This window comes from Psychrobacter fozii (assembly GCF_003217155.1).
Taxonomy (GTDB): domain Bacteria; phylum Pseudomonadota; class Gammaproteobacteria; order Pseudomonadales; family Moraxellaceae; genus Psychrobacter; species Psychrobacter fozii.
This window is the reverse complement of record NZ_QJSU01000001.1, coordinates 519492-541979: the sequence shown is the minus strand read 5'-3', so window position 1 is coordinate 541979 and position 22488 is coordinate 519492. Positions and strand designations below refer to the sequence as shown.

At 42.7% G+C, this 22488-nt stretch carries 21 protein-coding genes and 2 tRNA genes; 11 read left to right on the top strand and 12 right to left on the bottom strand.

Annotated features, from left to right (window positions below; all coding sequences use genetic code 11):
- The first annotated feature begins 10 nt into the window (after window positions 1-10).
- Both DFP82_RS02260 and lptG read left to right on the top strand, forming a co-directional pair.
- Window positions 11-1282 (top strand): LPS export ABC transporter permease LptF, encoded by a 1272-nt coding sequence (locus DFP82_RS02260; RefSeq protein WP_110922223.1) that lies wholly within the window; start codon window positions 11-13, stop codon window positions 1280-1282.
- Entirely contained in the window at window positions 1282-2538 is a 1257-nt protein-coding gene (lptG, locus tag DFP82_RS02255) for an LPS export ABC transporter permease LptG (RefSeq protein ID WP_110922090.1), read from the top strand. Before DFP82_RS02260 ends, lptG begins: the two co-directional genes overlap by 1 nt.
- Window positions 2539-2723: 185 nt before the next feature.
- On the opposite strand, the gene DFP82_RS02250 is transcribed toward lptG, so the two are convergent.
- Complete coding sequence (locus tag DFP82_RS02250; RefSeq protein ID WP_110922089.1) at window positions 2724-3332, bottom strand: class I SAM-dependent methyltransferase; 609 nt, start codon at window positions 3330-3332, stop codon at window positions 2724-2726.
- A 211-nt stretch (window positions 3333-3543) separates the two neighbouring features.
- Here DFP82_RS02250 and DFP82_RS02245 point away from each other — a divergent pair, with 211 nt between their 5' ends.
- Window positions 3544-4383: a hypothetical protein gene (locus DFP82_RS02245; protein WP_110922088.1), complete on the top strand. Its 840-nt coding sequence runs from the start codon at window positions 3544-3546 to the stop codon at window positions 4381-4383.
- 70 nt (window positions 4384-4453) lie between these two features.
- On the opposite strand, the gene xerD is transcribed toward DFP82_RS02245, so the two are convergent.
- The 7 genes from xerD to recN all read right to left on the bottom strand — a co-directional run bounded on the left by xerD (window position 4454) and on the right by recN (window position 10633).
- Window positions 4454-5392: a site-specific tyrosine recombinase XerD gene (xerD, locus tag DFP82_RS02240; RefSeq protein ID WP_110922087.1), complete on the bottom strand. Its 939-nt coding sequence runs from the start codon at window positions 5390-5392 to the stop codon at window positions 4454-4456.
- Between the two features lie 24 nt (window positions 5393-5416).
- Entirely contained in the window at window positions 5417-6610 is a 1194-nt protein-coding gene (locus tag DFP82_RS02235) for a methyltransferase (RefSeq protein ID WP_110922086.1), read from the bottom strand.
- Window positions 6611-6693: 83 nt separating this feature from the next.
- Window positions 6694-7020 (bottom strand): sulfurtransferase TusA, encoded by a 327-nt coding sequence (tusA, locus tag DFP82_RS02230; protein ID WP_110922085.1) that lies wholly within the window; start codon window positions 7018-7020, stop codon window positions 6694-6696.
- Between the two features lie 67 nt (window positions 7021-7087).
- Complete coding sequence (locus DFP82_RS02225; protein WP_110922084.1) at window positions 7088-7603, bottom strand: hypothetical protein; 516 nt, start codon at window positions 7601-7603, stop codon at window positions 7088-7090.
- Between the two features lie 74 nt (window positions 7604-7677).
- Window positions 7678-8214, bottom strand: a complete 537-nt coding sequence (ruvX, locus tag DFP82_RS02220) for a Holliday junction resolvase RuvX (RefSeq protein ID WP_110922083.1) — start codon at window positions 8212-8214, stop codon at window positions 7678-7680.
- 57 nt (window positions 8215-8271) lie between these two features.
- Complete coding sequence (locus tag DFP82_RS02215; protein WP_110922082.1) at window positions 8272-8835, bottom strand: YqgE/AlgH family protein; 564 nt, start codon at window positions 8833-8835, stop codon at window positions 8272-8274.
- Between the two features lie 118 nt (window positions 8836-8953).
- The gene (recN, locus tag DFP82_RS02210) at window positions 8954-10633 is read right to left on the bottom strand and encodes a DNA repair protein RecN (protein ID WP_110922081.1); all 1680 of its coding nucleotides are present in this window, start codon (window positions 10631-10633) and stop codon (window positions 8954-8956) included.
- 674 nt (window positions 10634-11307) lie between these two features.
- Between recN and ppnP the strand changes: the two genes are divergently transcribed.
- On the top strand, window positions 11308-11643 hold the full coding sequence (ppnP, locus tag DFP82_RS02205) for a pyrimidine/purine nucleoside phosphorylase (protein ID WP_110922080.1): 336 nt from the start codon (window positions 11308-11310) through the stop codon (window positions 11641-11643).
- A 252-nt stretch (window positions 11644-11895) separates the two neighbouring features.
- A complete protein-coding gene (rlmB, locus tag DFP82_RS02200) occupies window positions 11896-12666 on the top strand; it encodes a 23S rRNA (guanosine(2251)-2'-O)-methyltransferase RlmB (protein ID WP_110922079.1) in 771 nt (256 codons plus the stop codon).
- Here rlmB and coaE read toward each other — a convergent pair.
- The 4 genes from coaE to pilB form a co-directional block, all read right to left on the bottom strand.
- Window positions 12629-13321 (bottom strand): dephospho-CoA kinase, encoded by a 693-nt coding sequence (gene coaE, locus DFP82_RS02195; protein WP_110922078.1) that lies wholly within the window; start codon window positions 13319-13321, stop codon window positions 12629-12631. The two genes, rlmB and coaE, sit on opposite strands and share 38 nt — an antisense overlap.
- A gap of 124 nt (window positions 13322-13445) precedes the next feature.
- Window positions 13446-14345: a prepilin peptidase gene (locus DFP82_RS02190; RefSeq protein ID WP_110922077.1), complete on the bottom strand. Its 900-nt coding sequence runs from the start codon at window positions 14343-14345 to the stop codon at window positions 13446-13448.
- Window positions 14346-14370: 25 nt separating this feature from the next.
- Complete coding sequence (locus tag DFP82_RS02185; protein WP_110922076.1) at window positions 14371-15594, bottom strand: type II secretion system F family protein; 1224 nt, start codon at window positions 15592-15594, stop codon at window positions 14371-14373.
- Window positions 15595-15815: 221 nt separating this feature from the next.
- Complete coding sequence (gene pilB / locus DFP82_RS02180) at window positions 15816-17531, bottom strand: type IV-A pilus assembly ATPase PilB (RefSeq protein ID WP_110922075.1); 1716 nt, start codon at window positions 17529-17531, stop codon at window positions 15816-15818.
- A 451-nt stretch (window positions 17532-17982) separates the two neighbouring features.
- Between pilB and tpiA the strand changes: the two genes are divergently transcribed.
- From tpiA to nusA, 6 genes are all read left to right on the top strand, one after another.
- Window positions 17983-18795: a triose-phosphate isomerase gene (tpiA, locus tag DFP82_RS02175; protein ID WP_110922074.1), complete on the top strand. Its 813-nt coding sequence runs from the start codon at window positions 17983-17985 to the stop codon at window positions 18793-18795.
- A gap of 204 nt (window positions 18796-18999) precedes the next feature.
- A complete protein-coding gene (gene secG / locus DFP82_RS02170) occupies window positions 19000-19308 on the top strand; it encodes a preprotein translocase subunit SecG (RefSeq protein WP_110922073.1) in 309 nt (102 codons plus the stop codon).
- Window positions 19309-19450: 142 nt separating this feature from the next.
- Window positions 19451-19534, top strand: a tRNA-Leu gene (locus DFP82_RS02165).
- A 124-nt stretch (window positions 19535-19658) separates the two neighbouring features.
- Window positions 19659-19735: transfer RNA gene (locus DFP82_RS02160), tRNA-Met, on the top strand.
- A 464-nt stretch (window positions 19736-20199) separates the two neighbouring features.
- Window positions 20200-20700 carry a ribosome maturation factor RimP gene (gene rimP / locus DFP82_RS02155; protein ID WP_110922072.1) on the top strand — a complete coding sequence of 167 codons (501 nt, stop codon included), beginning with the start codon at window positions 20200-20202 and terminating at the stop codon, window positions 20698-20700.
- Window positions 20701-20869: 169 nt separating this feature from the next.
- Window positions 20870-22354 carry a transcription termination factor NusA gene (gene nusA / locus DFP82_RS02150; protein WP_110922071.1) on the top strand — a complete coding sequence of 495 codons (1485 nt, stop codon included), beginning with the start codon at window positions 20870-20872 and terminating at the stop codon, window positions 22352-22354.
- Window positions 22355-22488: the final 134 nt, after the last annotated feature.

Genomic DNA, 22488 nt, shown 5'->3' with positions numbered 1-22488 from the left:
ACGCCGCTACATGACCCAACAAGTTGCCTCAACCACTGCTCTGGTATTGGGGTTTTTAGTGGTGATGATGCTCGGTGGTCGTTTGATACGTTACTTTGGCATTGCAGCAGAAGGTAACCTAGATATCAGCTTATTATTTACCATCATTGGTTATAATTTGCCGTATTTCTTAGAGTTGATTCTACCTTTAGCGTTTTTTATCGCGCTAATGCTAGTGTTTGGACGCTTGTACGTCGATCAAGAAATGGCCGTCATCAATGCCAGTGGTGTCTCGCGCGGTAAGCTTGCCCGCTTGATAACACCCCTGATATTGGCGCTGTTCGTCGGTGAAGCCGCGCTCTCAATTGTCGGAAAACCGTGGGGCGTACGCTCTTCCGAGAGTGTTTGGCAGCAGCAAGCGTTGACCAGTGCTTTTGATTTGATACGTCCAAATGAATTTATCAGTAGTGGCAATTATCACTTGTATGTCGGCAGCTTGAGTGATGATAAAAAACAATTACAGAACGTGATATTGATTCAGTCTGAACCTGAAGCAAAGGGTAGTGCGGCTAAAAATGCAGCGGTTGATACCAGTAACAGTATCGATCCAGAAACGGCAGAATCACTAGATATACCAGACCTACCAGCCGCTGTTATTAATTCTAATATTAGCAAAGACACCATCACACTCGCCAATCGTGCTGAGCAAGTAGACACGGGAGATAGCGGCGTGACCCAGTTGGATTTATTCCAAGGTCGCCGTTATGAAGTTGGTGCAGGCAGTCTAAAATACAATCAAGTGGGCTTTGATCGTTATCGCATCACATTGACTGAATCATCCAAAGAAGCGGTAACCGAAGACAATATCGAAACGCAAGAGATAGGCCCATTATGGCAGGCGGCGACTGGTAGCGGGCAAGTGGGCAATACCAATGCACTACGAGCAGCACAAGGTGAGCTTGGGTATCGTTTTGCCTTACCGTGGTTGATGATTATCGCGCCTATGCTGGCCGTACCACTCGCGCAAGTACGTCCGCGTCAAGGTCGCTGGCTACGTCTGTTCCCCTCAATTCTATTATTTGTCAGCTGTGCACTGGGTATTATTTCACTCAAAAATGCAGTGAGTAAAGGCAGTGTGAGTGTATGGGCTAATGCGTGGTTGGTGCTTGGGTTTATGGCACTAGCACTTTATATGAACTGGGGCAGCCGCGTGCAGCATCGATTACGCTTTCGCAAACAAGAGAGTGAGCCATTAACGGTTATTGACAGTCAGAGCAATGGCTCACAAGGAGGGCAACCTTAATGAGCGCTTTATTCTCTAAATCTCAGGATGCTAAGTCTCAAAATACTAAGTCTCCAAACACTGGCTCTCAAAACCCTAAAGCTAAGTTTGCGAAAAGACCTGCCAATCTAAAAGTCCTTAGCCGCTACGTCAAACTCAATGCGTTGCTCGCGATTATCGGCGCAGTTTTAGGTCTGTGGGCTTTGCAGCTGGTATTCTCTTATTTGTCAGAGCTTGATTCACTAGATGACAGTTACACGATGGGTCAGGCGATTAAATATATTTTTTATCGCTCGCCTTACTTCTTAGAGCAGTTTATTCCAACGGGTGCGTTACTTGGGGCCGTAGTAGGCTTGGGCTTACTCGCCAACAAAAGCGAGCTAGTGGTGATGCGCGCGGCTGGGGTGAGTGTGTATCGCATCGTCGGTTGGGTGCTCCAGCCTGCAATGATTTTTGTGTTAATCGCATTGGCGATCAATCAGTTTGTCTTACCTGCTTCTAATCAATTGGCAAAAGAGATTAACGATGCAGATAGCCGTTCGTTGGTCACTTCGGTACGTGGCTATTGGACAGTGCAGCCACGTTTTGCGCGCGCAGAGGATGGCGGCACGACCCCTGATGGTAGCGACGTTCTGTATATTGATTATGCCGATGTGCAAGGTAATATCGGTGAGGTAAAACGCTGGCATTTGGATAATAATGGTAGCTTGCAAACGGCTGTTCATGCTGAAGATGGAAAATATATCGGTCGCGAACCACTGGATACCACTACTGATGAGCCAAGCGAGCAGTATCGTTACGAGTGGCAGCTGAATAATATGACCAAACTGAATATCAGTCAGGGTTTTGATAGCAGTCAAGCCATCTCACCGTCAGATACTTTAAGTCTACCGTTTGCCCCTGAGTCTGTGTATTTGCTCACTCGTAAAGCAGAGGATTTATCTCTGACTCAATTGTATGAACATCGTCAGTTTATGGGCCAACAAGGCACACGCTCCTTAAGTCATGAGCTGGCATTTTGGCAAAAGCTGCTATCGCCGTTGTCTATTCTGTCATTGGTGATCGTTGCCTGCTCATTCGTCTTTGGCTCATTGCGTACACATAGCTTAGGCTTGCGTATCGTAGTGGCGTTATTGTTTGGTTTGCTGTTTAGTTACGTGCAAGATTTGGTTGGTTTTGTCTCGCTCGCGACTGGGTTTTCGCCATTATTGATGGTGCTACTACCGATCATCGCTAGTGCGATATTGGGCGGCTATTTGCTCAAACGGCAGATGTAGCCAGATATCATTTGCCATAAAGAAGCCCGCTAAAACATAGTGTTTTAGCGGGCTTCTTATTTTTATAACTTTCAAAAATTTATACCATTCACAAAAATTAGAGTAGCAAGGAAAAATAGCGCAAGCACTACGCATTGTAGGCTAAGCGATTTTGACACAGCTAATCGTATTTTTGGCGGTTGGTATTAGTCTTTGGTTGCCATGGTAATGGTATATGTTTTACCTTGTTTGACCTTATCGCTATTGCCAAACACTTCGGTAAACGAGCGCTTCACAAACTGGCGCAAACCATTGATAGTCACTACATAAAAACGGCCGCCTTTACGCATGCGTGCATAAGCATCGAGGAAATACAGATAATGCTGCTCTTTACCTACTTTGGCTGGCAAGTTCGACATCACAAGGCTAAAGTCTTTGTCTTTTGCCACATGGTTAAAGCCATTTGATAAATGCACATCGACATTTTTCAGACCGTTTTTCTCACAGTTACGGCGCGCATATTCTACTGCCATAAAGTCTTTATCAATTAACGTATGCAGCCCGTTCGGACATTCACGTGCTGCTGTCATACCAAGTACGCCATAGCCACAACCCAAATCGATCGAATCATCGTCAGCTTCAAAATCAATATAATCAAGCAGCATCAAGCTACCATCATCAAGCTTTTGTGGTGAAAAAATGCCCCACGTGGTCGAAAAATCAAACGGCTTTCCCAGTACATCTTGGCGAAAGTTAATGTCTTCGCGCCAGTGTTGGGCACTTTTTAGTAGGTCAGCAGGTGGTCTATGGCTCATGAGATTCTCAGATAATGGATAAGTAAAAGGCGGTGCGTTGCTCAGTTATACAGCGTGCACATCATACGCGTATTGTAGCGAGAAAAGAGGTAGTTTGCAGCTATGGTTCTTTAGATTTTATACTTTTATAATTTGTATGTTACATTATGGCTGCATATACTCTACTCATTGATAGACTCTTTTAGAACATTATAATCAAATGGAATGTCGCATGAAAAATCTTTTACTTAGTTTGGCGCTCAGTTTAAGTGTTCTATCAGCGACCCCTGTCATTGCTGCCGTACCAGCTTTCTCTGCCAGTAAAATAGCTCAGGTTAAAATCAAAGACTTAAGCTTCAAAGAAGTTATGCGTAAGTTTTATAATGGTCAGATGTTCGATATTCATGTGGATTATATGGAAGATACACCATATATCGGCTTAGGGAAGTATGATGATACTGGCAGAGCAACTATCGCCTTAATGCGCCCTATTATTCAATATAAAAATACAGCAGGTGAAGATCGTTATCTAATTATCATTGAAAAGACTCAGGTTACTGATGGAGAAATTGACTCTTGTCATATCTGTAAGGCAACAGCGGATTTATACGGCTTTAAAAAACTAAATAACGGATTGTTTCAGTTAGTGAGTCAAACACCAAAGAACGTAGAGGAATCGGGTAGCAATGGAAGTACAGGACTTTATGCTGAAGATATTAAAAATGGTTTACAGCCGTTAGGGAAAAACCTAGTAGGAAGTTTATTTACGAATTTTTATATGGGTCAAGGTGCAAGGGATGAATGGTGGAAAGCCTTACACCTATCTGAGAATGATTTTATTAATGTTTATTATGTCGGTGATGCTGGCTCAAGTAATGAGCGTTACGATGAAGACTCGCCTTTGTATTATGGTTATGAAGGGACTTTAAAAGTATTGCCTAACAATACCACTTACTATCCCATTATGTTGACTTACAAAGGTGAAATGCCTACCAATGATGATGAGCGTATTGAGCATGTCAATTACAGTAAGGTTGTAAAGTTCAATCCGATAAAAAAAGCTTATGAATAGATTTAGTAAATGAGCTGAATATTTCCTTAAGAAAAAAATAGTACACAGCCTATATTAGATTTAATTTCACTTAACCTCTAGGATGATGCTCAGCATGCAATTTCTGCAATCTTGCCGTTGCCACGTGGGTATAAATTTGCGTGGTTGATAAATCACTGTGTCCAAGCAATAACTGCACGCTACGTAAGTCTGCGCCATGATTCAGCAAATGTGTGGCAAAAGCGTGGCGAAGGGTATGTGGTGATAACTCTTTATCGATACTGGCGACTTTGGCGTACTTTTTGAGCAAATACCAAAAGTTCTGCCGCGTCATATAGCCACCTTGCGCCGTTAAAAACACCGCTTGGCAATTTCCTGATTTCAAATGCGCAATCAAATCACCACGAGCATGCGTTAGATAATTTTCTAGCGCATCGTTTGCATATTCGCCGAGTGGCACCAATCGTGTTTTATTGCCTTTCCCCGTAATTTGTAGCCAGCCAGAATTTAAATTCACTTGCTCTAGTGAGAGATTAATCAACTCGCTCACTCGTAGACCGCAGGCATATAGCACCTCTAACATGGCTTTATCACGGAGTCCTAGCGCAGTGCTAGTATCAGGCGAGGCAAGTAGATTATCGACATCAGCCTCGGCCAAATCTTTCGGTAGTGGACGACCTAGCTTTGGGCTTTTGATACGCTCGCAAGGATTGTCTTCACGCAGATTACTGGCAATCATCCACAGATAAAACTGACGCAAGCTTGAGAGCATGCGTGCTTGGGTACGTGGGGTTTTGCCTTCTTGAGTGAGAGTTGATAAGCAGTGCAGCACATCATCAGGCTGCCAGCGTGTCAGGGCGATAGGATTGGTCAGCTCGCAGGAGCGCAGGTCGCGGACATACGCATTACGAGTACGCGTCGCTAGACCACGTGCCAGCATGGCTTGACGAAACTCAGTCATATAACTGGGTTCGTCATCTACTGCCAGCGCCTTAGGTTGGCGCTGTTGCACGGCACGATCACGACTCATAACTCAATACTCGATGGTTGACTGTTAGATAAGCGTTAAACACCATAACGAGGTAACTTCAGCACTGCGCGCGACATGTAGCGGGTCGGTATCATCTTGACTGCGACCATGCTTCGGTTTTGTATCGAGACGATATTTTACTGCCAATCCAGCATCGGCAAACAAGTTTAATAATTCATCACGGGTGCGCAGTTGCAGGTGCTCAGCTAAGTCCGACATTATCAACCAAAGCTCTCCATGCTCAGCTAAGTGCTGTTTGGCTCCCTGCAACACCCCACGCAACATCGCGCTATTGGCATCATAGACTGCATATTCGAGCGGTGAGCTTGGCTTAGTAGGTAACCAAGGAGGATTGCAGACAATGAGGTTAGCAAGTGGCGCATCAGTTGGATATAAATCTGCTTGCTGTAACTGTACGTTAGATAACGTCAAACGCGCAAAGTTCTCGCTAGCACAGGCCAAAGAACGCGGATTCAAATCCGTTGCTATCACTTGTGGGATGCCGCGCTGCGCTAAGATAATGGCCAATAAACCCGTGCCAGTACCGATGTCATAGGCGACATCATGAGTCGCTGGTAGCGGTGCATCGAGCAACAGCTGCACATACTCATGACGGGTTGGCGCAAATACACCATAATGCGGGAAAATCGATAACCCTAAGCTGTCTATTGGGACGCCTTTTTCGCGCCATCCTGCCGCGCCAAGTGCGCCTTGCAAGTCACGGAATGACAGCACGCAAGACTCATCCACCGCTTTATCTAACGGGCCAAAAGCTGCTGTGCAGGCCGCACTCACATCAGGGGCGCGGCGTAGTTGGCTTACATAATTGACATCAAGCTCTAACAGTAAACGGCTCAATATGCGTGAGCGCTGAGCTTGCAATTGACGCTGCTGATGAAATAAGTTGGGAATGCCTTTAACCTTTGCTGTGTTAGGTTTATTCGCAGCTTTTTTGATCTTACGTTGTTCAGATCGTTCATTCGTGCGATCTATGCGACGACCAAGTGCTTGTAGCAATTGCCGTGCATTATGGAAGTCACCGCGCCATAGCAGTGATGTGCCTTCGCAAGCCAAACGGTAAGCGTCATCTGCGGTCGTTGTATCATCAACCAATACAACGCGCGCAGGTGGCATATGATTGCTTTCAGACAACCAAAGAGCATTACGTAGAGTTTCGTTTTCTTGCCATTGTACATACTGCTTTTCTGTTTGTAACACGTAGTAGCCTACCTTTTGTGAAAGATATATCTCAAATCAAAGATATCTTTATATTATTAATGTTCTAAAGTTGTTGAACGTTTTTAAGCGCTTTTTTTCTTAACCAAATAGCGATAAAGCGTCACGCTCATAGGTGCAGTATCATCACTATCGACCTTGATTTCATCAGGGTCAGTATCTAAGCTCACGTTCTCAGCCAGCGTCTCTTGAGCCAACAGTTCGTGACCCAAATGACGACAGAAATTAGGAATATCACGAGTGGTAGCAGGATCAGTGGCCAGTATTTCAATCACCTCACCACTGTCTGCTTTGCGAATGACTCGATGTAACATCATCATAGGCTCAGGGCAAATAAGCCCTTGCGTGTCTAGATGATGGCTGATAGAGGTATCTGTTATTGAAGTTGTCATAATTATGCTTAATTAATCTAAGAAATAAGTTTGATAATGGATAGTTTGTTTACGCGTCTGTCAGGAGTCAGGAAGTGCTTTCTGAGTTTTCTACAATATCTGTTTCTAGCGCTTCGTCAGTATCAGGCAAATCAGCCACTTCTAAAAAGTTAAAAAAGCGCTTAAAGCTCACTTTGAATAAAAAGGCCACACCCAGCCAACAGGACAATCCCAGCCATGCCGTGTCAGCGAATAATAATCCACCAATCAATATGATGGTCGATACGCCAATACTCATTGCAATCATTGAGGGTTGGTTCAAACGATAACGATAAACGACTAAGGCGTCATAAAGCGTAATGGGAATCGTGAGCGCAACCAAGGCATAGGGCAGGTTGTAGAACAGTTGGTAAAGTAGCTGATTGCCATGAAAGGCTTTAATACTAGCAATGGTACCAAAGACCATAAACGCAAAGATAGCAGCATAAATGAGATAAATGGCTACTTGGTTTATCCGTTGTGCGCCTTTGATACGAGCAATGGCAAGCGGAGAAAAACCATGTTGCGATTTATTTTGCATGGATTGGTCTGAAACAGTAGTCATAATAATCAGTCATTTATCCGTTTGGATGGTATAGCAGAAATTATTGGCATAGGAGTGGCACGCTAGTTGCTAAGCTAATCTGCTTTGATTGCATCGATGGCAATACTACTATTCGGATCAGCAAAGTACGTCGACATCAGGATACATGCAGAAATATCATCAATAGGGTCACGCTCGTTTTTAATCCAACCGTTGTCCCAAGCGATTTCTCGTGCTGCGACTGAAGTCAGGCGTTCATCACAGAGTGAAACTACTACGGGCAGATGCTGCTCCATAACTCTATGCGCTAGGCGACGAGCAAATTTATGCGCACGCTTAGACAGCATCGAGCTACTACCATCCATATTTAGCGGTAGGCCGACGACCACCTTTGACACGCCCCACACCTTGATAATACCGAGTAAATTATCCCAATCTGGTTGGCCATTATTCATCGCTAAAATATCAAAAGCACGCGCTGTCTCGGTAATAGTATTACCAAGTGCCATGCCCATTTTTTTGACGCCATAGTCTAAGGCTAAGACAAGATGCGGCTTAACGGTCGCTTCAGCAACGCCAGTATCAGTCTCTATTGTATTGGTGCTATCTGTTATAAGAGTGCTATCTACCATAGTAAAGGATGTATCCTGTTTTGATTTTTTATTTTTGTATTCATGGAACATCTGAGGTTAAGCGTGACCGATATCACTGCTTAGGTAATCAAAGTTGATTCCGATTTTATCAGCGGCTATTTGCCAGCGCTCTTCAAATGGCGTATCAAACAATAAGTTTAGATCTGCAGGGCAGACCAACCAATCACCATTATTCAATTCTTGATCCAGTTGTTTTTTGCCCCAGCTGGCATGGCCCAAGCACAGTTGATAGTGACCAACACCTTGACCTGCGGCGATACGCTTGAGGATATCTTGACTGGTCGTGATGCAGACATTTTCTGATATCGCAAAAGACGATGCCCAATCTGGTTGGCCAGTATGCAGTACAAAGCCAACCTCAGGATACATAGGGCCGCCTTCTAATGCCAAATCTTCCATCACCTGCGGATCAGTCACCTCAATATCTAAATCTTCTAGCAGCTTACCCACATGTGATTGCTCTAATGGACGATTGATGACCAAGCCGAGTGCACCATGCTTATCATGACGGCAGATATAGATTAGCGCCTGCTCAAACCTTGGGTCTGACAGCTCTGGCGCCGCGATTAAGAAATGATGAGTCAAATTGGTTTTAGACATAGAGACAAGCAAAACCTAATAATAAAGGTGAAAGACCACTATATGGCGATAGTGAGTAAAAAATCAACTAAAGCAAATATTTAGCCGTGATGTGGGGCTGATGATAAATGCAGGATGTCTATTTAACATCCGTCAATAAACTACGAGCATGATCACGGGTAACGTCAGTAATGATTACACCACCGGACATACGTGCCAGCTCATCGATCTGTGCACTATCGGTCAATATCAATAGCTCACTCTCAGTCTGCTCCTGATGATGCTTCTGTACCAAGATATGCTGATGTGCTTGCGCTGCTACTTGTGCTTGGTGCGTAATGGCCAATAGTTGCTGCGTACGGCCAAGCTCACGCAACAGCTCCCCGACAACTTGTGCTGTGCCACCACTGATACCGACATCGACTTCATCAAATACGAGCATTGGCTTGGCAGCATTGTTGTCTGCATTGGTGGCTTGCAGTACTTGCATGACCAATGCCATTCTTGACAGCTCACCACCTGAGGCAATCTTGTGCAGTGGCTGCATCGGCATACCAACATTGGCGCTAAATAACAGATCAATATCAAAACAACCTTGCGCACTATATTGGCTAGGATCTACTTTTTTGGTAAAGACAAACTCACAGCGGGCATTGGGTAGGGCAAGTGGTTGTAATTGCTTAATCAGCTGTTTACTGACAATTGGTGCAGCTTTAGTGCGTTCTTTATTTAATTGGGTGGCTAGTGTCAGGTATTCTTGCCAAGCTTGTTCAATTTGAGCCGCCATCGCATCGCTACTGGGCTCATTTTCTAATTGCTCTAATTGTGTCTCCCAACCTTTTGCTTCCTCGATTAAGTCACTGGCTGGCAAGCTGTGCTTTCGTGATAAACGATGCCCCAAGCTGATAAGACTGTCTAGTGTTTGCAAGCGCTCAGGATCAGGCAGTTGTTGCTCGGCATAATCTGATAATAGGCCAGTTACTTCAGTGATTTGCTGCTGCGCTAAATGTAGCTGCTCAGACGCTTGCTCAAAGGTTTGGCTGACACTCATTTGATTGTCACAGAGCTTGATGGCCTGTCCTAATAAGGTCATAACATCTGGCTCATCCGTATCATTATCGAGCAAATGTAAGCCGTGGCTGGCCTCTTGCATCAGTGCTTCTATATTAGACAACTCTTCATGCTCTGCTTCGACCTCTGCATAATCAACGGCTAATAATGGCGCAATGTCTGCTAGTTGGCTTTGCAACAATTGAATACGGTCTTGACGCTGGGCTTCACGACTGGCGATATCATCGGCGCGGCGTTTGAGCTGCTGATAGGTTTGATAGCTACTAGCCGTTTGTAAGGCTAGGGGTGTGATTTGCTCCATCTCGTCCAACCATTTCACCACAAATTGTGGTTTAAGCAATGCTTGTTGAGCATGTTGGCTATGGATATTGACCAATAATGTACCGAGGCTTTTCAGCTCAGCCAAACTCACTGGCACACCATTTAACCATGCCTTTGAGCGGCCGTTATTACTAAGTTGGCGGCGAATTAATACTTCCGGCTCTTCTAGAGCTCTATCATTTCTAGCGAACCAGTCAGCAATGACATGGTTGTCTTCTACATCAAACTGCGCATAAATATCTGCATGTGCAGCACCATGTCTGACCATGGCACTGTCTGCACGCTCACCCGCACACAGTGATAACGCATCAAGTAATAGCGATTTGCCAGCTCCCGTTTCGCCAGTGATGACATTGAAGCCTTCAGCCACACTCAGCTCATGCTGAGCGATCAACGCAAACTGATGTAAAGTTAATGATACTAGCATCAACGCCTCTCATGATAGACAATGAGCTTCACTTATAAAACAGTAAAGCCATATCTAAAATAGAATAAATAAGTGAAATCGTTCAGGTACTAATACTAGCTATATAACGATAATTAGCAAATATTATGGTGTTAAATGTGGTCAAATACAAATTTTAATAGCAGTGAATACAATAAATTGAGGAAAAAATATTATCACAAAATTTGCAATAGCTAATGGTTCATTGCTGTCATTTGCTGCTTAATATTAGTCATGAATTGAATAAGTTAATCAAATTTCAGTGAGATATTAGAATCAAATATTCAGCCGCAAAGACATTCTAGAATGGGCATTAGATAAAATTTTCCTAACCGCTTTAACAAACTTTATAGATATAATGTGGTAGCATAATCTAACATAATGATAAACTCTTACTGGCTAGCTTTTATGCCTCATGTTACATGACAACGAGTCACAATACTTTCAAATTAAGCAGGTATAGTGCTAAAGGTAAGAATCTCAACTATGAGTCTATATCGTCTTTGTAAAGCCTGCGCCCACAGCTAGAGCACAGGTTCTAGAACAATAGAAAACACAAATTAGAATCTATATTTTCTAAAATATACACTTTCACGGTACTCTACCCAGTTACTTATTTTTTAGTTTTGCAATAATTATTTGATAAGGAAGCCACTATGACAGCGGCGCAATTTACTAATGTAACAGTCAATGCTCAAGCAACGATATCTTATGATGGTCGTTGTTCTAGTCACACTATTATGTTCGAAGATGGTCGACATAAGACATTGGGCGTTATTCTGCCTTGTGATAACTTGGTTGAGCACTATCACTTTAGCACCAATACCTCTGAGCGTATCGAAATCATCGGCGGTGAGTGTGAAGTCAAAACGAATGGTGAAGAAGAGTTCAGTTACTACCGTGCAGGTCAGTCATTCGTGGTTGAAGGCAATAGTGGTTTTAACTTACGTACCGAAGAAATTGTACAATATGTTTGTCACCTAGAGGGCTAATTTGATTGGCAGGTCTTTATCAAAACCAGCCGGTTGAAATCATAGTTTAGTGGCTTACCATTTATCATGCCAAGCACTTCTCATTCAAAAGAAATAAACAATACTGAATTGGCATTGTTTATTTCTTTTTCAATTGTCACACCCTTTTATTCACAATGACTTGCTACAATCACCTCTCTATTCTTTTTCTGTTTTATCGCATTAGGCGTTCACCACCTTACAAACAATCACTTCATAACTAGTAGGCCTACTATGGCAAAACCTATTTACTTCTATGGTATTCATGCAATTGATGCCTTACTCGAACATCGTCCTCTTGATGGGCTTAGCTTATTTGTACAGCAAGGCCGAGAGACTGATAGCCACGTACAAGCGATTATGGCACAGGCAAGCGCAAATGGTATCAGTATCCAGCCAACACAAAAAGACAATCTCACACAATTATGTGGTAGCCCGCAACATCAAGGTGTCGTGCTAAATGCTCGTCCACTAGGCTTCGCTAACGAAGGGTTGCTCGATACTATCGTTGGACGTGATCAGTGTTTGCTATTAGTCTTAGACCAAATTACCGATGCGCATAATTTTGGCGCTTGCTTGCGTACTGCTGTAGCAATGGGCGTGGATGCTGTGGTTTGTCCAAAGCATCATGCGGCAAGCCTAACACCAACGGTTGCCAAAGTATCTGTTGGCGCAGCTGAGATGATGCCGATTATCAGTGTTACCAATCTGGCTCGTACACTGTCACAGATAAAGAGTGCAGGCGTATTTGTTTTTGGGACCGCGCTCAATTCTGATGCCAAGCCGATACATGCTGCTGACTTAACAGGTAAGACAGCTATTATCATGGGTTCAGAAGGGGAAGGGATGCGTCGTCTGACTATGGAGAGCTGCGATGAGCTGGTTTATATTCCAATGTCAGGAAATGAGTATGGCAACCTACAGAGTTTAAATGTGAGTGTTGCCACGGGTATGGCATTATACGAAGTTAATCGGCAGCGAACTTTAGCTGCTGGGCCAGTATAAGATATTCTTGATGTAGTGGTTCTAATTGTGAGTATAGATCTGTAAGATTACTTTCATTTAGCACCACATCATCAGCATGGCGATTGCGCTCTTCGCGGCTTAGTTGATTGAGCATGATGGCTTTAATCTTTTGCACGCTTTGCTCGTCACGCTGACTGGCACGTGCAAGCTGCGTGTCTTCAGTGGCATCCATTACTAGAATACGTTGGCATAGATTCGCCAGTCCTGCTTCTGCAGCTTCGATGAGTAGTGGTGCTGACAACACTATATAAGGTGTGGTACTAGCCGCTAACTGAGCTTTTGCTGTCTCGCGTATCGCAGGATGAGTGATTGCTTCTAACTCAATTAATGCATCAGGGTGTGTGAATACGTGCGTTCTTACGGCCGCTCGATCCATGGAACCATCACCATTCAATACCCAATCACCAAATTTCTTCTGAATTTTTCGCAAGGTCGAACTGCCTTTAGCGACGATTTCATGGGCAATGACATCGGCATCAATAATATCAATACCTTGCTCAGCGAACCAAGCACTAGCAGCAGATTTTCCACTGCCGATACCACCTGTCAAACCGACTACTAGGGTCTTACTTTTAGTTTGCAGACTTTGCGATTGATGCGAGTAGTGTGAAGAATTGATTGTGTATTTTGACATAATGATGACTTATCTGATTGGTATGATAATAGTAGCAGTTGCCAATTGAAAAATATAGCTTTCAAGTAGGACCGTTAAAGATTGATAGTTTGCTGTCCTAACCTGTTTTTATTGTCACAAACTATTAAGGATACATACCGAGATACCAGCTGACAATCTCTGAGCCATATAGTAAAGCAACGATACCTGCAATAGCGATGTAAGGACCAAAGGCGAACGGTTTACTCTCACCTTGCTTTCTCATTAGGATAATTCCGACAATTGACCCTAGCAATGAAGATAATAAAATAATCAATGGCAACATCATAGGCCCGAGCCAAGCCCCTAATACTGCTAAAAGCTTAAAGTCTCCTTGTCCCATACCATGTTTTTTAGTGATAAGAAAAAACACCTTAACCACTACCCACAATGATAAAAAGCCAAGTAATAATCCCCAAATCGATTGAGTTGGTGAGACAAACCAGCCTTGTGAGTTCACGGCCAATCCTAAACCAGCTAGAGGAAAGGTTAGGCGATCTGGTAGTAGCTGAGTATCAAAATCGATTCCTGTTAAAGCAATGAGTGTCCACACTAAAAGTAACGCTGACAATCCAGCCGCACTGACCCCAAACTGATAAATCACTAATACTGACAGTAATGCAGTAACCAGCTCAACGATAGGATAACGCAAACCGATAGAGGCTTTGCAATCTGAGCATCGTCCGCGTAGTACCAACCAACTAACTAAAGGTATATTTTCATACCACTTAATTTTATGGCTACAATGAGGGCAGCGTGAGGCAGGACGACTCAACGTAATAGGTTGGTCAGCGGCTACGATATTTGTTAGAGGTATAGTATGCTCATGCGGCAAGTCTACTTGCTCGGACATAAACTGGCTGCATTCTTGTCGCCAACCATAAAGCATCATTAGCGGAATACGGTGAATCACCACATTCAAAAAGCTGCCAACACAAAGACCTAATAGACCAAATAGGACTAAAGCCATAGCCATATTATCTTGCAGTAGCTGTATAAATTGCATGAAATAGCAGTCCTTTAATTCGCTTTTAACCTACCACTGCACCTAATTGGAAGATAGGCAAATACATTGCAATTACCAAGCCACCAATCAATATCCCTAATACAGACATGATTAGGGGCTCCATTAAACTGGTTAATCCATCAACTGCATTATCAACTTCGTTTTCGTAATAGACGGCCACTTTGTCGAGCATTTCCTCTAAGCTTCCAGATTCTTCACCGATACCGACCATTTGAATAGCTAAACTTGGAAAAAGATTAGTTGAGCGTATCGAAAATTGTAATTGTTGACCAGTGGATACGTCATTTTTAATTTGTTGAGTCGCATTGTAGAATACAACGTTATTGGTGGCACCAGCAGTAGAGTCTAGAGCATCAATAAGCGGGACACCGGCGGCAAAGGTAGTAGACAAGGTACGTGAAAAACGCGCAATAATTGCCTGATAAGCGATATTGCCAAATATTGGTGCCTTAAGTACTGCGCGGTCTAAAAAATCTCGAAATTTCTTAGAGCGTTTTTTGGCTTCTGAGAAACTAATGATTGTGCCACCAATCATGATGATTAAAGCGAACCACCATGCTTGCATCCACTCAGACATGGCAACCACCATTTGTGTAAATGCAGGCAACTCTGCACCAAAAGATTCAAACAATCCAGAAAATACGGGTACTACTTTAACTAGCAAGATAACAGTAACAATAATAGCAACCACAATAACTGCAATCGGATATTTCATGGCTTTTTTGATTTTAGCCTTGAGTAATTCACTTTTCTCCTTGTAGGTCGCAACCCGTTCAAGCATGGTTTCAAGGGAACCTGACTGTTCACCAGAGTCGATAAGAGAGCAAAAAAGATCATCAAAATAGCGCGGATGGTTACGCAGTGCAGAGGCAAAAGTACTACCCGCCTCGATATCAGATTTTATTTGTAATACCAAGTCTTTCATACTGGGATTATCGAGTGAGTCAGCGACAATCTCAAAAGATTGTGTCAGCGGTACACCTGCTTTCATCATTGTTGCTAACTGTCTAGCAAAAATGGCAATATCGATAGGTTTAATAGACTTTTTGAATGTATATAGAGGTTTAGGCTTTTTCTTGATGCCTTTAACAGAGATACCTTGTTTACGCAGAGTTGCTTTCGCAAGCTCCAAACTACGGCTAGTCGTTTCCCCTTTTACTTTCTGTCCGCGTCGGTTAACCCCGTCATAGACAAAGTCTAACAGCATGTCGGTCTTCGCTTTTGCCATGATACTACCCTCAAATATTGTCTAATATAGATATTGCAAAGATGTATAACGATGCCTGACTCATTACTTAAAAGTGGCATACTTTATTTTAACGCAAAAAACCAGTATATATCTGTTTTACATTTAAGTATATCTGGTAGGTGGTATTGCTAGTTTCTAAAAGTTTGGCTGATGAAGCAAAGCTTATGCAAACAACGACACTATTTATGAGCTAGGAATAGCTACTCTGAGGTAACACGCATCATTTCTTGAATACTGGTTACGCCTTGTAGTACTTTCAAAATACCAGAGCGGCGCAGATCTCGAAAACCATTTTTAAGAGCTGCATCTTTTATGTCTATGGCATTACCATCTTCCATGATAATTCGTGAAATATCTGGACTAACTTTCATTACCTCATAAATACCCACCCGGCCTTTATAACCTTCACGGCATTCATTACAGCCAACGGGCTCATAAATGATGCTATCCGGATTGTCTAAATCTGTATCAGTAAAACCGAGCTCGAGCAGGCTCTGCCGCGGAATATTGATAGGTTTTTTACAGTTTTTACATAAGCGGCGTGCCAATCGCTGGGCAATAACTAAATTGACTGACGTCGCGATATTAAATGAAGCCACACCCATGTTACGCAAACGAGTCAATGTCTCCGGCGCTGAATTAGTATGCAAAGTCGAGAGTACCATGTGCCCCGTTTGAGCTGCTTTTATCGCAATCTCAGCCGTTTCAAGGTCACGAATCTCACCAACCATCACAATATCCGGATCTTGGCGTAAAAAAGATTTAAGCGCATTGGCAAAGGTTAAGCCTACTTTAGGATTAACGTTGACCTGATTGATACCTTCTAGGTTAATCTCGACTGGGTCTTCGGCGGTGGAGATATTGGTCGCCCCAGTATTTAAAATATTAATGCCTGTATAGAGTGAGACCGTTTTACCAGAGCCAGTCGGCCCCGTGATAAGTAGCATGCCTTGTGGTTTGTTAAGCGCTTCCAAGAACATCTCTTTTTGGTCGGGCTCATAACCTAAAGCTTCAATACCGAGCATGGCAGATGAAGGATCTAAGATACGTAAGACAATTTTTTCGCCAAATAAGGTCGGTAAAGAGTTCACTCGGAAATCAATGGCCTTGTTTTTAGATAGTTTCAGTTTAATACGTCCGTCTTGCGGTACACGTCGCTCTGAGATGTCCATTTGCGACATCACCTTTAAGCGCGCTGCAATCTTACCTGCCAGCTGCACGGGAGGGTTAGCCATGCTTTGCATCACACCATCGACACGAAATCGCACACGATATGTCTTTTCATATGGCTCAAAATGTAAGTCGGAGGCACCCATACGAATCGCGTCAACTAGCATTTTATTGACAAACTTTACAACAGGCGCTTCATCCACACTATCAGTAAGCTTGGTTTCTCCTTCACTGTCGTCATCTTCACCATCGTCAAATCCAACGTTCAAATCACTGTCATTGAAGCTATCAAAACTTTGCATGGTATCAGCGAAAAGGCTTTCAATACGCTTTTTTAGCTTATCTTCTTCAACGACGATAGTTTCAATAGACAGCCGTGAGTTAAAGGCAATGGCATCGATAGCATCAACTCGAGTGGGATCACTCAACGCGACAAATAATCGTTGACCTCGTTTAAATAATGGCAGCGCATTAAATTTACGAACGATTTTTTCGTCTACTAAATCTTTTGGAACGACATCATTGCTTAAGGCATCAAGGTCGAAGAGAGGGTCGCCAAATGCCTGTGACAGCATCTTAGCAAGATGATAAGCATCGGCGAGTTTGTGGTCTACTAAATAAGATACGAGTCCTATTTGTTGCTGTTGCGACTCAGACTGTGCCGTTTTCATGTTTGCTTCGCTAACAATACCTTCGCTGATTAGCTGATGTGCTAAACCACCATACTTATTAGATGTGATAGACATTACGACCTCTCCTTGATACCAAGTATTCTGTATATTTGCCTGAAATTTAGATACTATTTATAGTCTTTGACAGACACATTTTATCAGTCATCATTGCCCCTTGGACTGTTGCTAATGAAAATTGATGAAAAGGTGTTTTTGTAAGAGGTTCAATAGATAGTTGTTATTAATAGTATATGCCATCATCGGCTTAATACATCAGATGACTAATCATAGTCTTTTATATGTAGATGCAATAGTATAGAACTTTACTTTAGTTTAAAAACTTTATATAGACTATTAAGCGACTAGCCCGTAAAAAACATCATTTATAATAGTGTCATTTTAGTATTTGTCTTAACAGGCTGTTTCTTTGCGGATAGCAGCATACTATAGCACTTGGGAATTATTTGTTATACTGGCGCGCATATTAGCCGAATTGGCAGGAATACATGAGACAGGGTAGATGAGTATGAAAGCTTGGGTAATAGGTAATTGGAAACAGAATCCAGCCGCGAGTCAAGACGTCGATACGTTGTTAGAAAGCTTATTGACAGCAATAGATGATGGAGCAAAGGCTAGTACTGAGCTTTCAAATAGTCATTGCAACTTAATGGTGGCACCAAGCTGTATTCACTTAGCAGCTGTCAGTACTCGTTTAAAAGGTACGCCTATATTGTGTGCTGCACAAAACATTAGTGCTCATAGTGCGAGTACAGGTGCATATACAGGCGATTGCTCTGCGCAGCAAGTGGCTGACACGGGTGCAATGTGGACGTTATTGGGTCATTCTGAGCGTCGCCAGTATCATCAAGAGTCTAATGAGTGCTTATTGCAAAAAATGACTCATGCATTAGCGCAAGAATTAGGTGTGGTACTTTGTATCGGTGAAACCCAAACGCAATATGATGCAAATCAAACACTAGAAGTAATCGATGGCCAGTTATCCGTCATCAAGGACTTATTGGTTCAACAACCAGATATAGCTGCTTCATTATCTGATCGTCTGATCATTGCTTACGAGCCTGTCTGGGCAATTGGTACGGGTAAAGTACCGACCGTGACGGAGGTCAGTAAAACCCATCAGCATATAAAGCAGACAGTGGCAGGTTTTGCGGATAGTTTGAATGAAATGACTGTTTTATATGGCGGTAGTGTCAATGCCGATAATGCGGATAGCTTTGCTGCCGACTCTATGATTAATGGTGCATTGGTTGGCGGTGCTTCATTAAAGGCAGAGAGTTTTTTGGCGATTGCTAATGCATTTAGTCGTGCTAGCACTTAGACCTTAATGTAGCACTTAGAGATAAAGTTCACTATCTGTATGTAAAGTGTCTTTATCAGTTGGCAAAAGTAGGTTTAACAGTGCCCTTGCAATCGTGTACAATGCGCCTTATTTATATAATCGATTTGGCGTGATTATACGTCCTACTAAACTTAAGATTTATTTTCCGTTATCAGTCGTCATTATGCGGCAAAAGAGGCCACCATGTTTACGTTTATATTAGCCCTGCACATTATTGTGGCGATCGCCATGATCGGCTTGATTTTGATACAGCATGGTAAAGGGGCAGACGCTGGAGCTTCTTTTGGTGCTGGCTCGTCAGGTACCGTATTTGGTGCAGCGGGCACTGCTAACTTTTTGACGCGCGCTACCGCAGTGTTGACGGTGATATTTTTTATTACTAGTATGACGCTTGCTGTTCATGCACGTAAGCAAGCCGAAGATCAGTTTCGTCTAGATGCGCCCGTTTCAGTACCACAAACACCGCGTCCTTTGACTCAAGATCCTCAGTAAGTATCTTTTAAACATGCAGCCCTTGCTATTTTGATGCGTTAGATTTACAATGCGTTTCTGTTTTCAGAAGTACCACTCTATGGATGCCTACCTTAAGCATCTTTTATAGTAGACTGGATATGATGGAACAGAGTAGTAAAATGCGATTGTGGTGGAATGGTAGACACGCCATCTTGAGGGGGTGGTGGCGCAAGCTGTGGGGGTTCAAGTCCCCCCAATCGCACCAAGTTTTATTACGCAGCACAGCGTAAGGTTATGTTTTATAGTTATCAATTATTTTATTTGAAATTAGTTTAAAATAAACGTTGACACTTCTATCAAACCTACCTATAATGTGCGTTCTAGATTGATGCGGGGTGGAGCAGTCTGGTAGCTCGTCGGGCTCATAACCCGAAGGTCGTTGGTTCAAATCCAGCCCCCGCTACCACTTTTTATACTGATGTTTTGTACACTAAATTTGTCAGTAGCGATTAGCCCACCATTATGCTTGTGGGTTTTTTTGTATCTGGCTGTCAGCATTATCGCGGTCTTTATCCTACTTATGTTAAGCTCTAGCTCTATAGAGTACGATAACATCTACTGTAGCTTGTCGTGACTCACCGTTATTAGAGTGATGCTCCTTAAGCACACTATCTTTATACTCCTCACTCTTTTATCGATAGTATTGCTTTATGAATAATAAAAGCATTGTCTGGCTGAGCTTGATGTTTTTTATGCTCATCCCTATATAAAGGCATAGCGCATAAACAATATGCTTGTGATTTAAAACAATATTATGACCGTGTTTCCTACTATATAAGTGCATACTACTAATAAGTAAGAGATGAATGAAAAATTCAATACGGTTTACTAAGTATGATAGATACGCGAATAGGAAAAGATAAATAGATTATGAAGCTTTCGACCAAAGTTACAGAACTGACCAACATTATTGCCCCTGCCGTCGCTGCTTGCGATGTGGCACTATGGGGTATCGAGTTTGCACCACAAGGCAACCGTTCATTGTTACGTATTTATATTGAGGCATTGCCAGAAGAGCAAGCCCAAGATAAGCAAGTAACGATTGAAAACTGTGCTGCAGTGAATCATCAGGTAAGCGGTATTCTTGAGGTTCATGACCCGATTGCCGGTGAGTTTATCTTAGAAGTCTCTTCACCAGGTTTTGATCGCGCATTCTTCTCAGATGAGCAGATGCATGGTTATGTTGGTCAAACCGTCAGCTTGCGTTTGATACAAGCGATTGGTGAAGGTGATCAAAAGCGTCGTAAAGCGACAGGTACTTTAGACAGTATCGACGCAACTTCGCTAAAATTGACATCAAGTGATGGTCAGCAGTTTGAGATTGCACTGAGTAATATAGATAAAGCCAATTTGATTTACGAAGACGCTTAATCAGCTAGAGTGTTCATCTTATGAATGTATCTAGTTTGATCTAATGAGCAGCTTATTATAAATCAAGATTTGAATCTCCAAATAGCCTTATAGCTAATGGTGAAAATATAATATCAGTACATAAATTATAAAATTTAAGTCAATTAAAAAATGATAGGACAGGTATAGCATGAGTCGTGAAATCTTAACGGTAGTAGAAACTGTCAGTAATGAAAAGGGCTTAAATCCTGAAGATATCTTTGAAGCGATTGAAGACGCTTTAGTGGTATCTACCAAGAAAAAAGTATACACCGAACAGCCAGAAGTGGAGGTACGGGTTGCCATCGATCGTGCAACGGGCGATTATGATACTTATCGTTATTGGACAGTGGTTGCAGATGAAGACCATGAAATGCCTGCATGTCAGCTAGCCATTACCGATCTTGATCAAGAAGAATGGTCAATCGGCGATATAAAAGAAGAGCAGATTGAATCGATTGAATTCGGTCGTATCGCCGCCACGCAAGCCAAACAGGTTATTATCCAAAAAATCCGTGAAGCTGAGCGCGCGCTAGTCGCTGATGCTTTTGAGCCACGTATTGGTGAAATGATGTATGGCGAAGTCAAAAAACAGACTCGCGATGGTTATATCATCGATTTGGGCGACAATGCCGAAGGTTACTTGTCACGCGATCAAATGTTGCCACGTGAGCAGCTACGTGCCAAATCACGTATCAATGCAATTTTATATCATGTAAACCGTGAAAACCGCGGTGCACAGTTATTACTCTCTCGTACTCATCCTGAAATGCTTTCAGCATTGATGCAAAAAGAAGTACCTGAGATTGCTGAACAAATTATTGAAATTCGCAACGTCGCGCGTTTGCCAGGTACTCGTGCTAAAATAGCAGTGAAGACCAATGATCATCGTATCGACCCTGTAGGTGCTTGTATCGGTATGCGTGGTACGCGTATCCAAGCAGTACAGCAAGAGCTTGATGGTGAGCGTATTGATGTGGTGGTTTGGTCAGATGATCCTGCCCAATTTATCATTAGCTCTTTAGAGCCAGCTGACGTTAGTAGCATTATTTTAGATGAAGATACTCAGACTGCTGATATTATCTTTAGCACCAACGATCAGTTAGCACGTGCTATTGGATCGCAAGGCCAAAACGTACGTTTGGCATCTGAATTGACGGGCTATAAGCTTAATATGATGCTAGAAGAAGAGTATCAGCAGCGTCAACAAAACGAATCTAAAGCGTTTATCGAATTATTCTATGAACGCCTAGAAGTGGATAAAGATTTAGCCCAAGCGCTTGTCGATATCGGCTTTACCAGTATTGAAGAAGTGGCTTACGTACCAGTTGAAACCTTTTATGATATCGAAGGTCTAGACGATGACGCGATTGAGATGATTCAAGAGCGTGCTAAAGAAGTGGTCATTGCTGATGAACTGGTCAAACAACAGAACATGAAAGAGCCAAGTCAAGAGCTACAAGAGCTTGAAGGTATGACAGTTAGTTGGGCTTATAAAATGGCACAACAAGACATCATCACCGTTGATGATTTGGCAGAACAAGCAGTCTTCGATCTCGAAGATATCGAAGGTTTAGACTCTGAAACCGCAGGAAAACTCATCATGAAAGCTCGGGAATCTTGGTTCAATGAATAAGCGGTAACTGCATATCGCTGTCTTTTGGTGATATGCTATCGATAATAAAGTGCTGGTATGAATGCAACACAAATACCAGCCTTACCCCAATCATTTGTAGCCAACAACTGAATTGAACATATAGCAAATAATAG